The 15,251-nt window shown below is 71.9% G+C and carries 13 protein-coding genes; 9 read left to right on the forward strand and 4 right to left on the reverse strand.

The window, feature by feature from the left end; all coding sequences use genetic code 11:
- Positions 1-89: 89 nt before the first annotated feature.
- Together dnaE and OUY22_RS17370 are read left to right on the forward strand one after the other, a co-directional pair.
- Positions 90-3,617 (forward strand): DNA polymerase III subunit alpha, encoded by a 3,528-nt coding sequence (gene dnaE / locus OUY22_RS17365; protein ID WP_270156031.1) that lies wholly within the window; start codon positions 90-92, stop codon positions 3,615-3,617.
- Positions 3,618-3,738: 121 nt separating this feature from the next.
- Complete coding sequence (locus tag OUY22_RS17370) at positions 3,739-5,109, forward strand: amidase (RefSeq protein WP_270156032.1); 1,371 nt, start codon at positions 3,739-3,741, stop codon at positions 5,107-5,109.
- 17 nt (positions 5,110-5,126) lie between these two features.
- Here the strand turns inward: OUY22_RS17370 and OUY22_RS17375 are convergent, their stop codons facing one another.
- Positions 5,127-5,675: a hypothetical protein gene (locus tag OUY22_RS17375; protein ID WP_270156033.1), complete on the reverse strand. Its 549-nt coding sequence runs from the start codon at positions 5,673-5,675 to the stop codon at positions 5,127-5,129.
- A 62-nt stretch (positions 5,676-5,737) separates the two neighbouring features.
- Here OUY22_RS17375 and murA point away from each other — a divergent pair, with 62 nt between their 5' ends.
- Entirely contained in the window at positions 5,738-7,048 is a 1,311-nt protein-coding gene (gene murA / locus OUY22_RS17380; protein ID WP_270156034.1) for a UDP-N-acetylglucosamine 1-carboxyvinyltransferase, read from the forward strand.
- 52 nt (positions 7,049-7,100) lie between these two features.
- The gene (locus OUY22_RS17385; protein ID WP_270156035.1) at positions 7,101-9,314 is read left to right on the forward strand and encodes a transglycosylase domain-containing protein; all 2,214 of its coding nucleotides are present in this window, start codon (positions 7,101-7,103) and stop codon (positions 9,312-9,314) included.
- Positions 9,315-9,318: 4 nt separating this feature from the next.
- On the opposite strand, the gene ybaK is transcribed toward OUY22_RS17385, so the two are convergent.
- From ybaK to OUY22_RS17400, 3 genes are all read right to left on the reverse strand, one after another.
- Positions 9,319-9,813: a Cys-tRNA(Pro) deacylase gene (gene ybaK, locus OUY22_RS17390; RefSeq protein ID WP_270156036.1), complete on the reverse strand. Its 495-nt coding sequence runs from the start codon at positions 9,811-9,813 to the stop codon at positions 9,319-9,321.
- A 44-nt stretch (positions 9,814-9,857) separates the two neighbouring features.
- Positions 9,858-10,859, reverse strand: coding sequence for a non-homologous end-joining DNA ligase (ligD, locus tag OUY22_RS17395; protein ID WP_270156037.1), 1,002 nt, complete (start codon positions 10,857-10,859; stop codon positions 9,858-9,860).
- A 62-nt stretch (positions 10,860-10,921) separates the two neighbouring features.
- Positions 10,922-11,113: a hypothetical protein gene (locus tag OUY22_RS17400; RefSeq protein ID WP_270156038.1), complete on the reverse strand. Its 192-nt coding sequence runs from the start codon at positions 11,111-11,113 to the stop codon at positions 10,922-10,924.
- Positions 11,114-11,448: 335 nt separating this feature from the next.
- On the opposite strand from OUY22_RS17400, the gene hisD reads away from it, so the two are divergent.
- Genes hisD through hisH form a run of 5 tightly spaced genes read left to right on the forward strand, consistent with a single transcriptional unit; the run spans position 11,449 to position 15,212 of the window.
- Positions 11,449-12,756 (forward strand): histidinol dehydrogenase, encoded by a 1,308-nt coding sequence (gene hisD / locus OUY22_RS17405; protein ID WP_270156039.1) that lies wholly within the window; start codon positions 11,449-11,451, stop codon positions 12,754-12,756.
- Positions 12,753-13,838: a histidinol-phosphate transaminase gene (locus OUY22_RS17410; protein ID WP_270156040.1), complete on the forward strand. Its 1,086-nt coding sequence runs from the start codon at positions 12,753-12,755 to the stop codon at positions 13,836-13,838. The genes hisD and OUY22_RS17410 overlap by 4 nt, the downstream gene beginning before the upstream one ends.
- Positions 13,835-14,428, forward strand: coding sequence for an imidazoleglycerol-phosphate dehydratase HisB (gene hisB, locus OUY22_RS17415; protein WP_270156041.1), 594 nt, complete (start codon positions 13,835-13,837; stop codon positions 14,426-14,428). The genes OUY22_RS17410 and hisB overlap by 4 nt, the downstream gene beginning before the upstream one ends.
- Positions 14,425-14,580, forward strand: coding sequence for a hypothetical protein (locus OUY22_RS17420; RefSeq protein ID WP_270156042.1), 156 nt, complete (start codon positions 14,425-14,427; stop codon positions 14,578-14,580). The genes hisB and OUY22_RS17420 overlap by 4 nt, the downstream gene beginning before the upstream one ends.
- On the forward strand, positions 14,577-15,212 hold the full coding sequence (gene hisH / locus OUY22_RS17425) for an imidazole glycerol phosphate synthase subunit HisH (RefSeq protein ID WP_270156043.1): 636 nt from the start codon (positions 14,577-14,579) through the stop codon (positions 15,210-15,212). Before OUY22_RS17420 ends, hisH begins: the two co-directional genes overlap by 4 nt.
- The last annotated feature ends 39 nt before the right edge of the window (positions 15,213-15,251 follow it).

A 15,251-nucleotide genomic window follows, 5' to 3' on the forward strand; every position in this document is an offset into this window, starting at 1 on the left:
ACGCCGCTGCCGTACGACGCCCGGAGTGTCGGCGCGGACCACTAGAGTCGAACCGCACACCACACGTTCAGACCGGGAGGCGCCGCTCCATGTCGTCCAGCGACTCGTTCGTCCATCTGCACGTGCACACCGAATACTCCATGCTCGACGGCGCCGCGCGGCTGAAGCAGATGTTCAAACAGGTCGGCGAGCTGGGCATGCCGGCGATCGCGATCACCGACCACGGCAACATGCACGGCGCCTACGACTTCTACCGGCAGGCGACCGGAGCGGGCGTCAAGCCGATCATCGGCATCGAGGCGTACGTCGCGCCCGCCTCCCGCTTCAACAAGAAGCCCGTGCTGTGGGGCGAGCCGCACCAGAAGAAGGACGACGTCTCCGCGGGCGGCTACTACACCCACATGACGATCTGGGCGCGCGACAGGACCGGCCTGCACAACCTGATGCGGCTGTCCTCGCGCGCCTACACCGAGGGCTTCGTGCGCAAGTGGGCGCGGATGGACGCCGACATCCTCGCCGAGCACGCCGACGGGCTGATGGCCACCACCGGCTGCCCCTCCGGCGAGGTGCAGACCAGGCTCAGGCTCGGCCAGTACGACGAGGCGCTCAAGGCCGCGGCCCGCTACCAGGAGATCTTCGGCAAGGACAACTTCTTCCTGGAGATCATGGACCACGGCCTCGACATCGAGCGCCGCGTCCGCGACGGGCTGACCCGCATCAGCAAGGAGCTGGGCATCCCGCCGCTGGTCACCAACGACTCCCACTACACCTACGAGTCCGACGCCGCCTCCCACGACGCCCTGCTGTGCATCCAGACCGGCAAGCAGCTGTCCGACCCCGACCGGTTCCGGTTCGACGGCAGCGGCTACTACATCAAGACCGCCGACGAGATGCGCGCCGTCGACTCCTCCGACCTGTGGGCCGAGGGCTGCCGCAACACGCTGCTGGTGGCCGAGAAGGTCGACCCGACCGGGTTCTTCGAGCACCGGAACCTCATGCCGACCTTCCCCGTGCCCGACGGCCTGACCGAGGAGGAGTTCTTCCGCCAGGAGGTCTGGAAAGGGCTTGAGCGCCGCTTCCCCGAGGGCGTCGACGAGGAGCACCGCGCCTGGGCGGAGAACGAGCTGCGGGTCATCATCCAGATGGGCTTCCCGAGCTACTTCCTCGTGGTCGCCGACTTCATCATGTGGGCGAAGAACAACGGCATCCGCGTCGGCCCCGGCCGGGGCTCGGCGGCCGGCTCGCTGGTGGCGTACGCGCTGGGCATCACCGACCTCGACCCGATCCCGCACGGCCTGATCTTCGAGCGCTTCCTCAACCCCGAGCGCGTGTCCATGCCCGACGTCGACATCGACTTCGACGAGCGCAGGCGCGGCGACGTGATCCGCTACGTCACCGAGAAGTGGGGCGCCGACAAGGTCGCGATGATCGCCACGTTCGGCACCATCAAGGCCAAGGCCGCCATCAAGGACGCCGGCCGCGTCCTGGGCTACCCGTACGCGCTCGGCGACAAGGTCTCCAAGGCGTTCCCGCCCGCCGTGATGGGCAAGGACATCCCGCTGGCGGGCATCTTCGACCCCGACCACCCCCGCTACGCCGAGGCGGGCGAGCTGCGCCGGCTCTACGAGGAGGACGTCGACGTCAAGGCGACGATCGACCTCGGCAAGGGACTGGAGGGCCTGATCCGGCAGACCGGCGTGCACGCCGCCGGGGTGATCATGTCCGCCGAGGTGCTGACCGACCACATCCCGATCATGCGCCGCGACTCCGACGGCGCGATCATCACGCAGTTCGACTACCCGACCTGCGAGACGCTCGGCCTGCTGAAGATGGACTTCCTGGGCCTGCGCAACCTCACGATCATCGACGACTGCCTGAAGATGATCGAGGCGACCACCGGCGAGCAGATCGACCTGCTGGAGCTGCCGCTCGACAACCGCAGGGCCTACGAGCTGCTGGCCCGCGGCGACACGCTGGGCATCTTCCAGCTCGACGGCGGCGGCATGCGCTCGCTGCTGCGGCTCATGCGCCCCGACAACTTCGAGGACATCTCCGCCGCCCTCGCCCTCTACCGCCCCGGCCCGATGGGCGCCAACTCCCACACCAACTACGCCCTGCGCAAGAACGGCCAGCAGGAGATCACCCCGATCCACCCGGAGCTGGAGGAGCCGCTCAAGGAGATCCTGTCCACGACCCACGGCCTGATCGTCTATCAGGAGCAGGTCATGGCCATCGCCCAGAAGGTCGCCAACTACTCGCTGGGCGGCGCCGACCTGCTGCGGCGGGCGATGGGCAAGAAGAAGAAGTCCGAGCTCGACAAGCAGTTCGTGACCTTCGAGCAGGGCATGAAGGACAACGGGTTCTCCGCCGCGGCCATCAAGGCGCTGTGGGACATCCTGCTGCCGTTCTCCGACTATGCCTTCAACAAGGCCCACACGGCCGGCTACGGCCTGGTGTCCTACTGGACGGCCTACCTCAAGGCCAACTATCCGGCCGCCTACATGGCCGCGCTGCTGTCCTCGGTCAAGGACGACAAGGACAAGTCGGCCCTCTACCTCAACGAGTGCCGCCGGATGGGCATCAAGGTGTTCCCTCCGGACGTCAACGACTCCGACTTCGACTTCACCCCGCGCGGCACCGACATCCGCTTCGGCCTGTCGGCCATCCGCAACGTGGGCGCCAACGTCGTCGACGGCATCATCAACGCGCGCAAGGAGAAGGGCCGCTTCGCCGACTTCAAGGACTTCCTGCGCAAGGTGCCCGCGCTCGTCTGCAACAAGCGCGTCATCGAGTCGCTGATCAAGGCGGGCGCGTTCGACTCGCTCGGCCACGTCCGCAAGGGCCTGGTCATGGTGCACGAGCAGGCCGTCGACGCGATCATCGACATCAAGAAGAACGAGGCCATCGGCCAGGACTCGCTGTTCGGCGCGATCGAGGGCGGCGAGGACCAGACCTTCGACGTGCAGATCCCGGTGGGCGAGTGGGACAAGACCACCCTGCTGCAGTTCGAGCGGGAGATGCTCGGCCTGTACGTGTCCGACCATCCGCTGTTCGGCGTCGAGCACATCCTCGCCGCCGGGGCCGACTGCTCGATCGCGGCGCTGCAGGACGACAGCCGTCCCGACGGGCAGGTGGTCACCGTCGGCGGCATCCTGTCGGGGGTGCAGCGCAAGGTCACCAAGAAGGGCGACACCTGGGTGCTCACCCAGCTGGAGGACCTGGAGGGCGCCATCGAGGTGATGATCTTCCCGTCGGCCTACCAGCTCTGCTCGACCATCCTGGCCGAGGACGCGATCGTGTTCGTCAAGGGCCGCATCGACAAGCGGGAGGACGTCGGCAAGATCATCGCGATGGAGGTGACGGCGCCCGACCTGACCCAGGAGGCGGGCGGGCCGCTGCTGGTGAGCCTGCCGCTCAACCGCTGCACCGCCCCCGTGGTGAGCCGGCTCAAGGAGATCCTGACCACCCATCCCGGCACCTCCGAGGTCCACCTCCAGGTCCACAACGGCCCCAAGACGACCGTCCTGCGGGTCGACGACCGGCTGCGGGTGTCCCCGTCGCCGGCGCTCATGGGCGACCTGAAGCAGCTGCTCGGCCCGGCCTGCCTGGGCGCCTGACCGTTCCCGCCCGACCGGCGCCCGTCCGGCCGTTCGGGTGGTGGAGTTCCACCAGGCCGGGACCCCGGCCTGGGCAGACCTCGCCATCGTGGGACGCCCCCGGGTGGGGGAGGATCACGGGGTGAACGAGCTGCACTACCTGAGCGCCACCGAGCTCAGCCGGCTGATCCGCACCCGCCAGGTGAGCGCGGTCGAGGTGCTCCAAGCCCACCTCGACCGCATCGAGCAGGTCAACCCCAAGGTCAACGCCGTCGTCACCATCGTCGCCGAGCAGGCCATGGACGCCGCCAAGGCCGCCGACGCCGTCGAGCCGGTCGGTCCGCTGCACGGCGTGCCCGTCGCGCACAAGGACCTCACCGACACCGCCGGGATCCGCACCACGTACGGTTCGCCGCTCTTCGCCGACCACGTGCCGGACCGGGACGACCTGGTCGTGCGGCGGCTGAGGGCGGCGGGCGCGATCACCGTGGGCAAGACGAACACGCCCGAGTTCGGCACCGGCTCCCACACCGTCAACGAGGTCTTCGGCGTCACCCGCAACCCTTACGACCTGACCAGGTCCGCCGGGGGCAGCAGCGGCGGCGCGGCGGCCGCGCTGGCCACCGGGATGGTGCCGCTGGCCGACGGCTCCGACATGGGCGGGTCGCTGCGCAACCCGGCGTCGTTCTGCAACGTGGTGGGGCTGCGGCCGACGCCGGGCCGGGTGCCGGCCGTCTCGGAGACCGCGGCCTGGTACACGCTGTCCGTGCAGGGCCCGATGGCCAGGACCGTGGACGACCTGAGCCTGATGCTGTCGGTCATCTCCGGGTTCGACCCGCGCTCGCCGTACGCGATCAGGGAGGAGTACGCGCCGGAACCGGAGGAGGGGGTGGCGGGGCTGCGCGTGGCGTGGAGCCCCGACCTCGGCGGCCTGCCGGTCGACGCGCAGACGGCGGCGGTCACCGCGACCGCGCCCGCGGTGTTCGAGCGGCTCGGCGCCCGGGTGGAGCAGGTGGAGCTGGACCTTTCGGACGCCGAGCCGGCCTTTCGCACCTACCGGGCGTGGTACTACGCGCTGGCCTACGGAGACCTGCAGGGGCTCGGGGCCAACACGGCCTGGAACGTCGAGCAGGGACGCCGGGTCACCGGCGCCGACCTGGCCCGCGCCGAACGCGCCCGCAGCGGGCTCTACCAGCGGATGGCCGCCTTCTTCGACACCTACGACGTGCTCATCGCGCCGGTCAGCCAGGTGCCGCCGTTCCCGGCGCACGAGCCGTACGTGCGGGTCGTCGACGGGGTCGAGCTGCCCGACTACCTGGCGTGGATGCGGTCGGCGTACTGGATCAGCGTCCTGCACGCTCCGGCCGCGTCCGTGCCGGCCGGGTTCACGCCGTCCGGGCTGCCGGTGGGGGTGCAGATCGTCGGCAGGCCCTTCGCCGACGCCCGTGTCCTGCGGGTGGCCCGCGCGTTCGAGCAGGCCACCGGGCACGCCTCCCGACGTCCCCCGCTCTGACGGGTGATCGGGGCGCCTCAGCCGGGAGGGGTCGGGCCGGGCGGGGGAGCGGTGGTCCCGGCGGGCGGGTGGGGTCTGCGCAGCGGGGACTCGCGGTAGCCGTGCATGCCCTCCAGGAAACCGAACACCCCGGTGGCGAGCAGCGGCCACGACACCAGGACGCCCTTGGCCGTCAGGGTCAGCGGCCCGGGCAGGAAGGCGACGCCCGGGGCGGCCGCGGCCTCGACGGCGACCACGCCCACGGTGAAGGTCGTCCCGGCCCAGAAGGCGGCGAAGGCGCCCGCCGCGCCGCCCAGGGCGAGGCCGAGCAGGACGGGGAGCTGGACGCGGCGGCTGAGGAACCAGGCCAGCGTCCCGCAGGCGAGCCCCAGCGCGCCGGTGACCGTGGCGAACCAGCCGTCCGCCGCGATGAGCGCCTGCGTCGACGGGTCGGCCAGCGTCGGCGTCCGCTCGATGACCTGGTACGGCGGCCGGGGCGACAGGGCGGACCACAGGAGACCGGCGGGAAGTCCGAGGACCGCGAGTGCGAGGACAGTGATCGCGAACGCGCGTACTTCCCTCGTCACGCCACGCCCCTTCAATCGCCGGCAGGACCAGATCGATGGTATATCCCGGTTAGGCTCACTTCGTGAATGAAGAGAAGGTCTGGTCGATAGAACCCTCTGGCCCACTTCGCGGCGATGTGGTGGTCCGGGGTTCCAAGAACGGGGTCTCCAAGCACATGGTCGCCGCCATGCTCGGCAGCGGCGAGAGCAGCATCCAGAACGCCCCCGAGGTGGGCGAGGTCGGCATCACCGCGGCCATGCTGGAGGCGCTCGGGATCCGCGTCGAGGTCGGCGGGAAGGAGATCCGCATCGAGCGGGGCCCGGAGATCAGGCCGCGGGTGCCCGACGCGTTCACCGGCCTGAACCGGATCCCGATCCTCATGCTGGGCCCGCTGCTGCACCTGGCGGGGGAGGCGTTCGTCCCGCTGGTGGGCGGCGACCCGATCGGGCGGCGGCCGATCAACTTCCACGTGGAGGCGCTGCGCGCGATGGGCGCCGAGGTGGAGGTCGGCGAAGGCGGCGTCCACGCCAAGGCCGAACGGCTGCACGGCACCCGCCTGGAGCTGCCGTACCCGAGCGTCGGCGCCACCGAGACGATCCTCATGTCCGCGGTCCTGGCCGAGGGCAAGACCGTGCTGAAGAACGCGGCCACCGAGCCCGAGGTGGTGGAGCTGGCGCTGTTCCTGCAGCGGATGGGCGCCAGGATCGAGCTGTCGCCGGACCGCAGGATCGTCATCGAGGGCGTGGAGCGGCTGCGCGGCGCCTCGACCTGGCTGGCCGGCGACCGCATCGAGGCGTTCTCGTACCTCGCGGCGGGCCTGATCACCGGCGGGGAGGTGCGCGTGCACGGCTGCCCGCAGGACCGCCTGGTCACCGCGATCACCACGCTGGCCAGGATGGGCGCCCGGTTCGACATCAACGACGAGTACCTGTGCGCCACCGCGCCGCCGGAGGGGCTGCGGGCGGCGGCCGTGCAGACCGACACCCACCCCGGGTTCATGACGGACTGGCAGACGCCGCTCATGGTGCTGTTCACGCAGAGCCAGGGCATGTCGGTGCTGCACGAGACGGTCTTCGAGAACCGCCTGGTGTACGTGCCGGCGCTGACGAGCATGGGTTGCGAGATCGAGGTGTTCGACCAGTGCCTCGGCGGGCCGGCCTGCCGCTACCACGACACCAATGCCCGCCACTCGGCCGTGGTGCGCGGGGTGTCCCGGCTCAGGGGCGCCGAGGTGACGCTGCCCGACATCCGGGCCGGGTTCTCCGCGGTGCTGGCCGCCGCCGTCGCCGAAGGGCGCTCGACGCTGCGCGGCGTGCACCACATCGAGCGCGGCTACCACCGGCCGTTCGAGCAGTTCCAGTCCCTCGGTCTGAACATCAGCAGAGGATCGTAAAGAGTCAGGAACCGGGCGTTTGCCGGGGATCGGACGGTCGTACATCAACGACGTGACTGACCGCACATCGATCGCCACGCTGGGTCTGGTGGGCGCTCTCGGCGGGGTGCTGGTGGCGGCGCTGGCCGCGCCCGTGGTCGCCGGGGCGGGCCTGGCCGCCAAGGGCGCCGCCGACACCTTCACCCACCTGCCGCCGCCCCCGCGTGAGGAGCCGCTGAGCGAGGTGACGCGGCTGGTCGACACGAGCGGGCGCACCTTCGCCCAGTTCTACCAGGCCAACCGGACCGCGGTGCGGCTGTCGCAGGTGGCGCCGGTGATGCGGCGCGCGATCGTGGCCATCGAGGACTCCCGCTTCTACGAGCACGGCGGCATGGACGTCATCGGCACGCTGCGCGCGCTCATCGCCAACACCCGTGCCGGCGCGATCCGGCAGGGCGGCTCCTCGCTCACCCAGCAGCTGGTGAAGAACATCCTGGTGGAGAACGCCCAGACCGACCAGGAACGGGACCGGGCCCGCGCCCCCAGCATCTCCCGCAAGGTGCACGAACTGCGGCTGGCGCTGGCGCTGGAACGCAAGTACCGCAAGGACGAGATCCTGGAGAAGTACCTGAACATCGCCTACTTCGGAGCCGGCGCCCACGGCGTCGAGGCGGCGGCCAGGCGGTTCTTCTCCACCACGGCCGCCGAGCTGACCCTGAGCGAGGCGGCCACGCTGGCCGGCGCCGTGCGCACCCCGTACTCGACCGACCCGTCGATCGGCCGCTCGCACCGCGCGCGGCTCAAGGAGCGCCGCGACCTGGTGCTCGACCGGATGGCGGGACTGAAGCTGATCCCCAAGGAGCGGGCGGCGGCCGCCAAGGCCGGCCCGCTCGGGCTGCGGCTGCGGCCCGAGCCCGGCGGCTGCTCGCAGAGCGAGCATCCGTACTTCTGCCTGTACGTGCAGCGCGAGCTGCTGACGAACGAGGCCTTCGGCAGCACGGCGGCGGTGCGCCGGGCCCGCATGGAGCGCGGCGGCCTGGTGATCAGGACCAGCCTCAGCCCGAGGGCGCAGAAAGCCGCCGAACGGGCCATCCGCGAACGCGTCGACCCGGCCGACACCGAGGTGGCAGCCGAGGCGATGGTGGAGCCGGGCAGCGGCTGGATCAGGGCCATGGCCGCCAGCAAGAAGGTCGGCCCGGGCAAGAAGGGCGGCCCGCGCACCACCTACAACCTGGTCGCCGACGCCCGTCACGGCGGCGGGCAGGGGCTGCAGGCCGGTTCCACGTTCAAGGTGTTCACCCTGGCCACCGCGCTCAGGGAGGGCTGGCGGTTCGGCGACGGGTTCGACACGCCAGGAAGTCTGGTGCCGTCGTCGGGCTACCGGGACTGCGCGGGACGGCCGGTCAACGACCCGTCGACGGAGGTGTACAACGCCAGCGGCGAGGGCAGCGACGGCGGCCCGCACAGCCTGGAGACCGGCACCTGGAAGTCGGTCAACATCTTCTACATGATGCTGGAGCGCAAGGTCGGCCTCTGCGACGTGGTCAAGACCGCAAGGAGGCTCGGCATCACCAGGGCCGACGGCCGGCCGCTGCGCGAGGTGCCGACGTTCACGCTGGGCGTCAACGAGATGGACCCGCTCACGGTCGCCGCCTCGTTCGCCGCGCTCGCGGCCCGCGGCCGTTACTGCCGCCCGCTGGCCATCGTGGAGATCGTCGACAGGAACGACCGCCGCACCGGGATGCGGCCGAACTGCCGCCGGGCGATCGCGCCGGAGGTCGCCGACGCGGTCAGCCACGTGCTGACCGGGGTGTTCGACAAGGGGACGATGCGCGGCCAGGACCCCGGCCGGCCCGCCGCCGGCAAGACCGGCACCAACAACGGCTACACCTCGGCCTGGTTCGCCGGCTACACGCCGCAGCTCGCGGCCGCGGTCAGCGTCGGCGACATCCGCGGCTCGTACCGCTACCCGCTCAGGGACGTGCGGATCGGCGACCAGTACTACGGCTCCGTGCAGGGCGCCTCGCTGCCGGGGCCGATCTGGGTGGAGTCGATACGGCAGGCGCTGCGGGACGAGGAGCCCCGCCGCTTCCACCGCCCGGACATGGACCGTTTCGGCGGCGGCCACACCCCGGGCCTGGAGGAGGAGCGGGACGAGGAGGAGAACGGGACGCGGGCCCGCGGGCGGCACGACCGCCCCGGCAGGCACCACCCGATCTCCAGGCGCCACCGCCAGCTCATGCAGTGGCTGCTCGGCGAGCGCCGGCGGCCGCCGCGCGGCTGGTGAGGCGTCAGGCCGGTCTGCCGATGGGCGCGGTCACGGCCCCGGTGAGCTCGATCAGGGCGGACGGGGCGGTCTCGATCTGCAGCCCGCGCCGGCCGGCCGAGAAGTAGACCGTCTCGAACTCCAGCGCCGAGGCGTCGACGACGGTCGGCAGCCGCTTGCGCTGCCCGAGCGGGCTGATGCCGCCCACCACGTAACCCGTCACCCGCTCGACCTTGGCGGCGTCGGCCATCGCCGCCCGCTTCCCGCCGAGCGCGGAGGCGAGCGCCTTCAGGTCGAGCCTGCCCGCCACCGGCACGACCGCGACGGCCAGGCCGCCCTCGGTCTCGGCCACGAGCGTCTTGAAGATCCGCTCGTACGGGACGCCGAGCGCGTCGGCGGCCTCCTCGCCGTAGGCCTGGGCAGCGGGGTCGTGGTCGTAGGGGTGGAGCGTGAACCGCGCTCCGGCCTTCTCCAGCGCGACGGTGGCGGGGGTGCCGCCCCTGGTCTTCGACTTGCCCACCTGTCGAGTGTAGCGAATCTACAATGTAAAGGCGCGGGCGGGGGTCAACCGGCGGCCGAGGCGCCCGGGGAGCCCGGCCCGCCGAGGCGGACCTCACCCGGGTCGCGGTCGGGGCGCAGGCCGCGCCAGGACGGATGGCGCAGCCGGTGGTCGCCGGTCAGCTCGGCGTACTGGACCTCGCCGACCAGGAGCGGCCGCACCCAGTGGGCGCCCCGGGCGTGCTCGCGGGGCACCGGCTCGGCGAAGGGCGGGTCGGGCCGCTCCAGCGGGGCCAGGCGCTGGTGCAGGTCGCGCAGCATGGCCTCGGTGAAGCCGGTGCCGACGTGCCCGACGAACAGCAGCCGGCCCGCGTCGTCGTACGAGCCGAGCAACAGGGAGCCGATGCCGCCGGAGCGTCGTCCCGCGCCGGGTTTCCAGCCGCCGATGACGACCTCGACGGCGCTGACGTTCTTGACCTTGGTCCACTCGCCGCTGCGCCTGCCGGGGCGGTACGGGGAGGTGAGTCGTTTGCAGACGACGCCTTCGAGGCCGAGCCGGCGGGAGGAGGCGAAGGCGTCCTCGGCGTGGTCGTGGAAGCGGACGGGCACCTGCCAGCGGTAGCCGGGGGTGAAGACGTCCTCCAGCAGCTCACGCCGTGCGGTGTAGGGCAGCTGGACGAGCGGGTCGTCGCCGAGGTGGAGCAGGTCGAAGGCCATGAAGGTCACGGGCACGGCGCGGGCGAGCTCGGCGACGCTGACCGGGTTGCGCTGGTGCATGCGCGGCTGGAGCGCGCCGAAGCTGGGCCGGCCGGCCTCGTCGAAGGCGATGATCTCGCCGTCGACGACGGCCTGGCGGCGCCCGGCGGCGCCGGCCATGAGCCGAAGCTCGGGATAGGCGGCGGTGATGTCCCTGACGTTGCGCGACAGCAGCCGCACGGTCCCGTCGGCGATGTAGGCGATCGCGCGGACGCCGTCCCATTTCATCTCCACGGCCCATTCGTCCTGGTGAGTGGTGGGCAGGGAGCCGGGCTGGGCCAGCATCGGCGCGTAGGTGGGCAGCGGCGCCATGACGGATGGCATACCCCGGCCGGGTCGTTGAGGTAACCCGGGCGGCGTGGCCGGCTTCCGGGTCAGGCCGTCCGGCGGTCGTCCTCGACGAGCTGGGCCAGGTCGACGCCGTGGGCGGCCAGCTCGCTCACGCCGGCGCAGTAGCCCTGGAGGTAGAGACGGCCGCCGATGTCCTGGGAGATGCGCAGGAGCGGCCGGTCGTCCAGCACGATGGCCTCCACCACGATGCCGTCGGGTGCACGCCAGATCGCCATGCCGCGATCGTACAAAAAGCTAGGTAAAGGACACGTAATGACAAAGTACGTATAAAGCCCGGAGCGGCGAGGGAAAGCCCGGCCCAAGAGGCGGCGTTAGTTCCTCCGCGTCCGGGGAAGCATCAGCGCCGGAGCTCCCCTGAGCCGTGGCCTTCCCCGCCACGGCGCCTCGCCCTGGCGCTCGGCCCGGGCCAGGGCGAGCGGCCGTGAGGCTGTTCCCCTTGACAGCCTCACGGCCCTGCCTCGGGCTCCTCCCCGCGCCAGGGGCCACGCCCGAAGGTGTCCGCATGGTGGACGGAAGCGGATACAGGGGTCGGACTCCGTAGACTAGGAGGGTGATTTCCCGTATCGACATGCGCGGGTCCCTTCCGCCGGACCTGCGCGACGTGCTGCCCCGCGCCGAGCTCGACGTCGAGGCCGCCCTGGAGAAGGTGCGGCCCATCTGCGAGGACGTGCGCCATCGCGGGGCGGCAGCCGTACGGGAGCTGACCGCCAGGTTCGACGGTGTCGAGATCTCCACCACGAGGGTGCCCGCCGAGGCGATCGTCACGGCCCTCGACGAGCTGGACCCGAAGGTCAGGGCCGCGCTGGAGGAGTCCATCCGCCGCGCCAGGCTGGTCCACCGCGACCAGCGCCGCGCCGACGTCACCACCCAGGTCGTGCCCGGCGGCACCGTCACCGAGCGGTGGGTGCCGGTCGACCGCGTGGGCCTCTACGTCCCCGGCGGCCGGGCCGTCTACCCGTCGTCGGTCGTGATGAACGTCGTCCCCGCCCAGGAGGCGGGGGTGCCGTCGCTGGCGGTCACCAGCCCCGCCCAGCGGGAGTTCGGCGGCCTGCCGCACCCGTCGATCCTGGCCGCGTGCGCGCTGCTCGGCGTCGAGGAGGTCTACTCCGTGGGCGGCGCCCAGGCCGTGGCCATGTTCGCCTACGGCACCGAGGAGTGCCCGCCCGCCACCATGGTCACCGGCCCCGGCAACATCTGGGTGGCCGCGGCCAAACGGCTGCTCAAGGGCCGCATCGGCATCGACAGCGAGGCCGGCCCGACCGAGATCGCGATCCTGGCCGACGCCACCGCCGACCCGGTGCACGTCGCCGCCGACCTGATCAGCCAGGCCGAGCACGACGTCATCGCCGCCGCCGTCCTGGTCACCGACAGCGAGGAGCTGGCCGAGGGCGTCGAGAAGGAGCTGCCCGCCCAGGTGGCCGCCACCCGCCACAGCGAGCGCATCGCCGAGGCGCTGGCCGGCCGCCAGTCCGCGATCGTGCTGGTCGACGACCTGGAGGCCGGGCTGAAGGTGGTCGACGCCTACGCCGCCGAGCACCTGGAGATCCAGACCGCCGACGCCGCCGCGGTGGCCGCCCGGGTGCGCAACGCCGGCGCGGTCTTCGTCGGCCCGTACGCGCCGGTCTCGCTCGGCGACTACCTCGCCGGCTCCAACCACGTGCTGCCCACCGGCGGCTGCGCCTGCCACTCCGGCGGGCTGTCGGTGCAGACATTCCTGCGCGGCGTCCACGTCGTCGACTACAGCCGTGAGGCCCTGGCCGAGGCGGCCGCGCACGTGACGGTGCTGGCCGACGCCGAGGACCTGCCCGCCCACGGCGCCGCGGTCCGCGCCCGATTCGACTGGCAGGTGCCGTCATGAACCCCGGCGAGGTCACGCTCGACGACCTGCCCATCCGCGACGACCTGCGCGGCAAGAGCCCTTACGGGGCCCCGCAGATCGACGTCCCGGTCCGGCTCAACACCAACGAGAACCCGCACCCGCCGTCCCCGGCGCTGGTCGCCGACCTGGCCGAGGCGGTCGGCAGGGTCGCCGGCGAGCTCAACCGCTACCCCGACAGGGACGCCGTCGAGCTGCGCGCCGCGCTGGCCGCCTACCTGGGCCACGGCCTGACGACCGAGCGGGTGTGGGCGGCCAACGGCTCCAACGAGATCATCCAGCAGATCCTCCAGGCGTTCGGCGGCCACGGCCGCAGCGCGCTCGGGTTCGAGCCCTCGTACTCGATGCATCCGATCATCACGACCGGCACCAGCACCGAGTGGATCCACGCCGCCCGCGAGGAGGACTTCTCGCTCGATCCCGGCAAGGTCGTGGCGGCGATCGAGGAGCACCGGCCTGACCTGGTGTTCGTGGCCTCGCCCAACAACCCGACCGGCACCGCCCAGCCGCTGGGGACGATCGAGGAGATCCTGGCCGCGGCGCCCGGCATGGTGGTGGTCGACGAGGCCTACGCCGAGTTCGCCCGCGAGGGCACGCCGTCGGCGCTCACCCTCCTGCCGCGCCACCCGCGGCTGATCGTGACCCGCACCATGTCGAAGGCGTTCGCCATGGCCGGCACCCGGCTGGGCTACCTGGCCGCGCATCCGGCCGTGGTGGAGGCGCTGCTGCTGGTGCGGCTGCCGTACCATCTGTCGACGCTGACCCAGACGGCGGCGCTGGTGGCGCTGCGGCACCGCGCCGAGCTGCTGGGCACCGTCGACGAGCTCCGGCGCGAGCGTGACGCCACGGTCGGCTGGCTGCGGTCCAAGGGCCTGGCGGTTGCCGACTCCGACGCCAACTTCGTGCTGTTCGGGCGTTTCCCCGACCGGCGCGCGGTGTGGGAGGGGCTGCTGGCGAGGGGCGTGCTCATCCGTGAGGTGGGCCCGCCGGAGTGGTTGCGGGTGTCGATCGGCACCGGCGAGGAGATGGCGGCGTTCCGCGCCGCGCTGGAGGGAGTTCTGTGAGTCGCGTAGGCCGCGTCGAGCGCACCACGAAGGAGACGTCCGTCCTGGTCGAGGTCGACCTCGACGGCACGGGCGCGCTGGACGTCTCCACCGGGGTCGGCTTCTTCGACCACATGCTGGCGCAGCTCGGCAAGCACGGGCTGTTCGACCTGACCGTCAAGACCGAGGGCGACCTGCACATCGACTCCCACCACACGATCGAGGACACCGCGCTCGCGCTGGGCGCCGCGTTCCGCGAGGCGCTGGGCGACAAGTCGGGCATCCGGCGGTTCGGCAGCGCGTCGTGCCCGCTGGACGAGGCGCTCGCCGAGGTCACCGTCGACCTGTCCGGCCGGCCTTACCTGGTCCACTCGGAGCCGGAGGGTATGGCCCCCATGATCGGCCCCGACTACGACACCACGATGACGCGCCACATCCTGGAGTCGATCGTCGCCCAGGCGGCCATCTGCCTGCACGTCCGCGTCCCGTACGGCCGCAACGCCCACCACATCGTGGAGGCGCAGTTCAAGGCCCTGGCCAGGGCGCTGCGCGCGGCGTCGGAGCTCGACCCGCGGGCGAGCGGGGTGCCGAGCACCAAGGGCGTGCTATGACCGAGAACGTGATCGCCGTCGTCATGGTCTTCCTCGGCCTGTTCCTCATCGGCGGCGTGGTCTCGCTGATCAAGCAGGGCATGAGGATCGGCGCCGCCTTCTGCGGCCTGGGAGCGGCGATGGCGCTGTTCGCGGGGGTGATGTGGTGGTGAGCCGGAACGTCGTGGTGCTCGACTACGGGTCGGGCAACCTGCGCTCCGCCGAGCGGGCGCTGGCGCGGGTGGGCGCCGACGTGACCGTCACCTCCGACTTCGAGGCCGCGCTGGAGTGCGACGGCCTGGTGGTGCCGGGCGTCGGCGCGTTCGCCGCGTGCATGGCCGGGCTGAAGGGCGTGCGCGGCGACCAGATCGTCGGCAGGCGGCTGGCCGGCGGCCGGCCGGTGCTGGGCATCTGCGTCGGCATGCAGATCCTGTTCGCCCGCGGCGTCGAGCACGGCGTGGAGACCGCCGGCTGCGGCGAGTGGCCCGGCACGGTCGAGCGGCTCGACGCGCCGGTGCTGCCGCACATGGGCTGGAACACCGTCAAGACCTCGGCGGACAGCGTCCTGTTCGCCGGGATGGACGCCGCCACCCGCTTCTACTTCGTCCACTCCTACGGGGTGCGCGAGTGGGAGCTGCGCACCGGCGACGGCTTCGCCGAGCCGGTGGTCACCTGGGCCGAGCACGGCGTGCCGTTCGTGGCCGCGGTCGAGAACGGCCCGCTCATGGCCACCCAGTTCCATCCGGAGAAGTCCGCCGACGCCGGCGCCGCGCTGCTGAGCAACTGGCTCGGCACCCTTGAGTAAGGAGCGGGCGCGCCGCCGCGCCGAACGCGAGGCCGAGCG

The sequence above is a fragment of the Nonomuraea corallina genome (assembly GCF_027620315.1).
Taxonomy (GTDB): domain Bacteria; phylum Actinomycetota; class Actinomycetes; order Streptosporangiales; family Streptosporangiaceae; genus Nonomuraea; species Nonomuraea corallina.

Bases quoted from the DNA above. Each gene is read 5' to 3' on its own strand.
- dnaE (WP_270156031.1), top strand. From the start codon at position 90: ATGTCGTCCAGCGACTCGTTCGTCCATCTGCACGTGCACACCGAATAC.
- ligD (WP_270156037.1), bottom strand. From the start codon at position 10,859: ATGGCGCCGCTGCCCACCTACGCGCCGATGCTGGCCCAGCCCGGCTCC.
- OUY22_RS17400 (WP_270156038.1), bottom strand. From the start codon at position 11,113: ATGGCGATCTGGCGTGCACCCGACGGCATCGTGGTGGAGGCCATCGTG.
- OUY22_RS17410 (WP_270156040.1), top strand. From the start codon at position 12,753: ATGAACCCCGGCGAGGTCACGCTCGACGACCTGCCCATCCGCGACGAC.
- OUY22_RS17420 (WP_270156042.1), top strand. From the start codon at position 14,425: ATGACCGAGAACGTGATCGCCGTCGTCATGGTCTTCCTCGGCCTGTTC.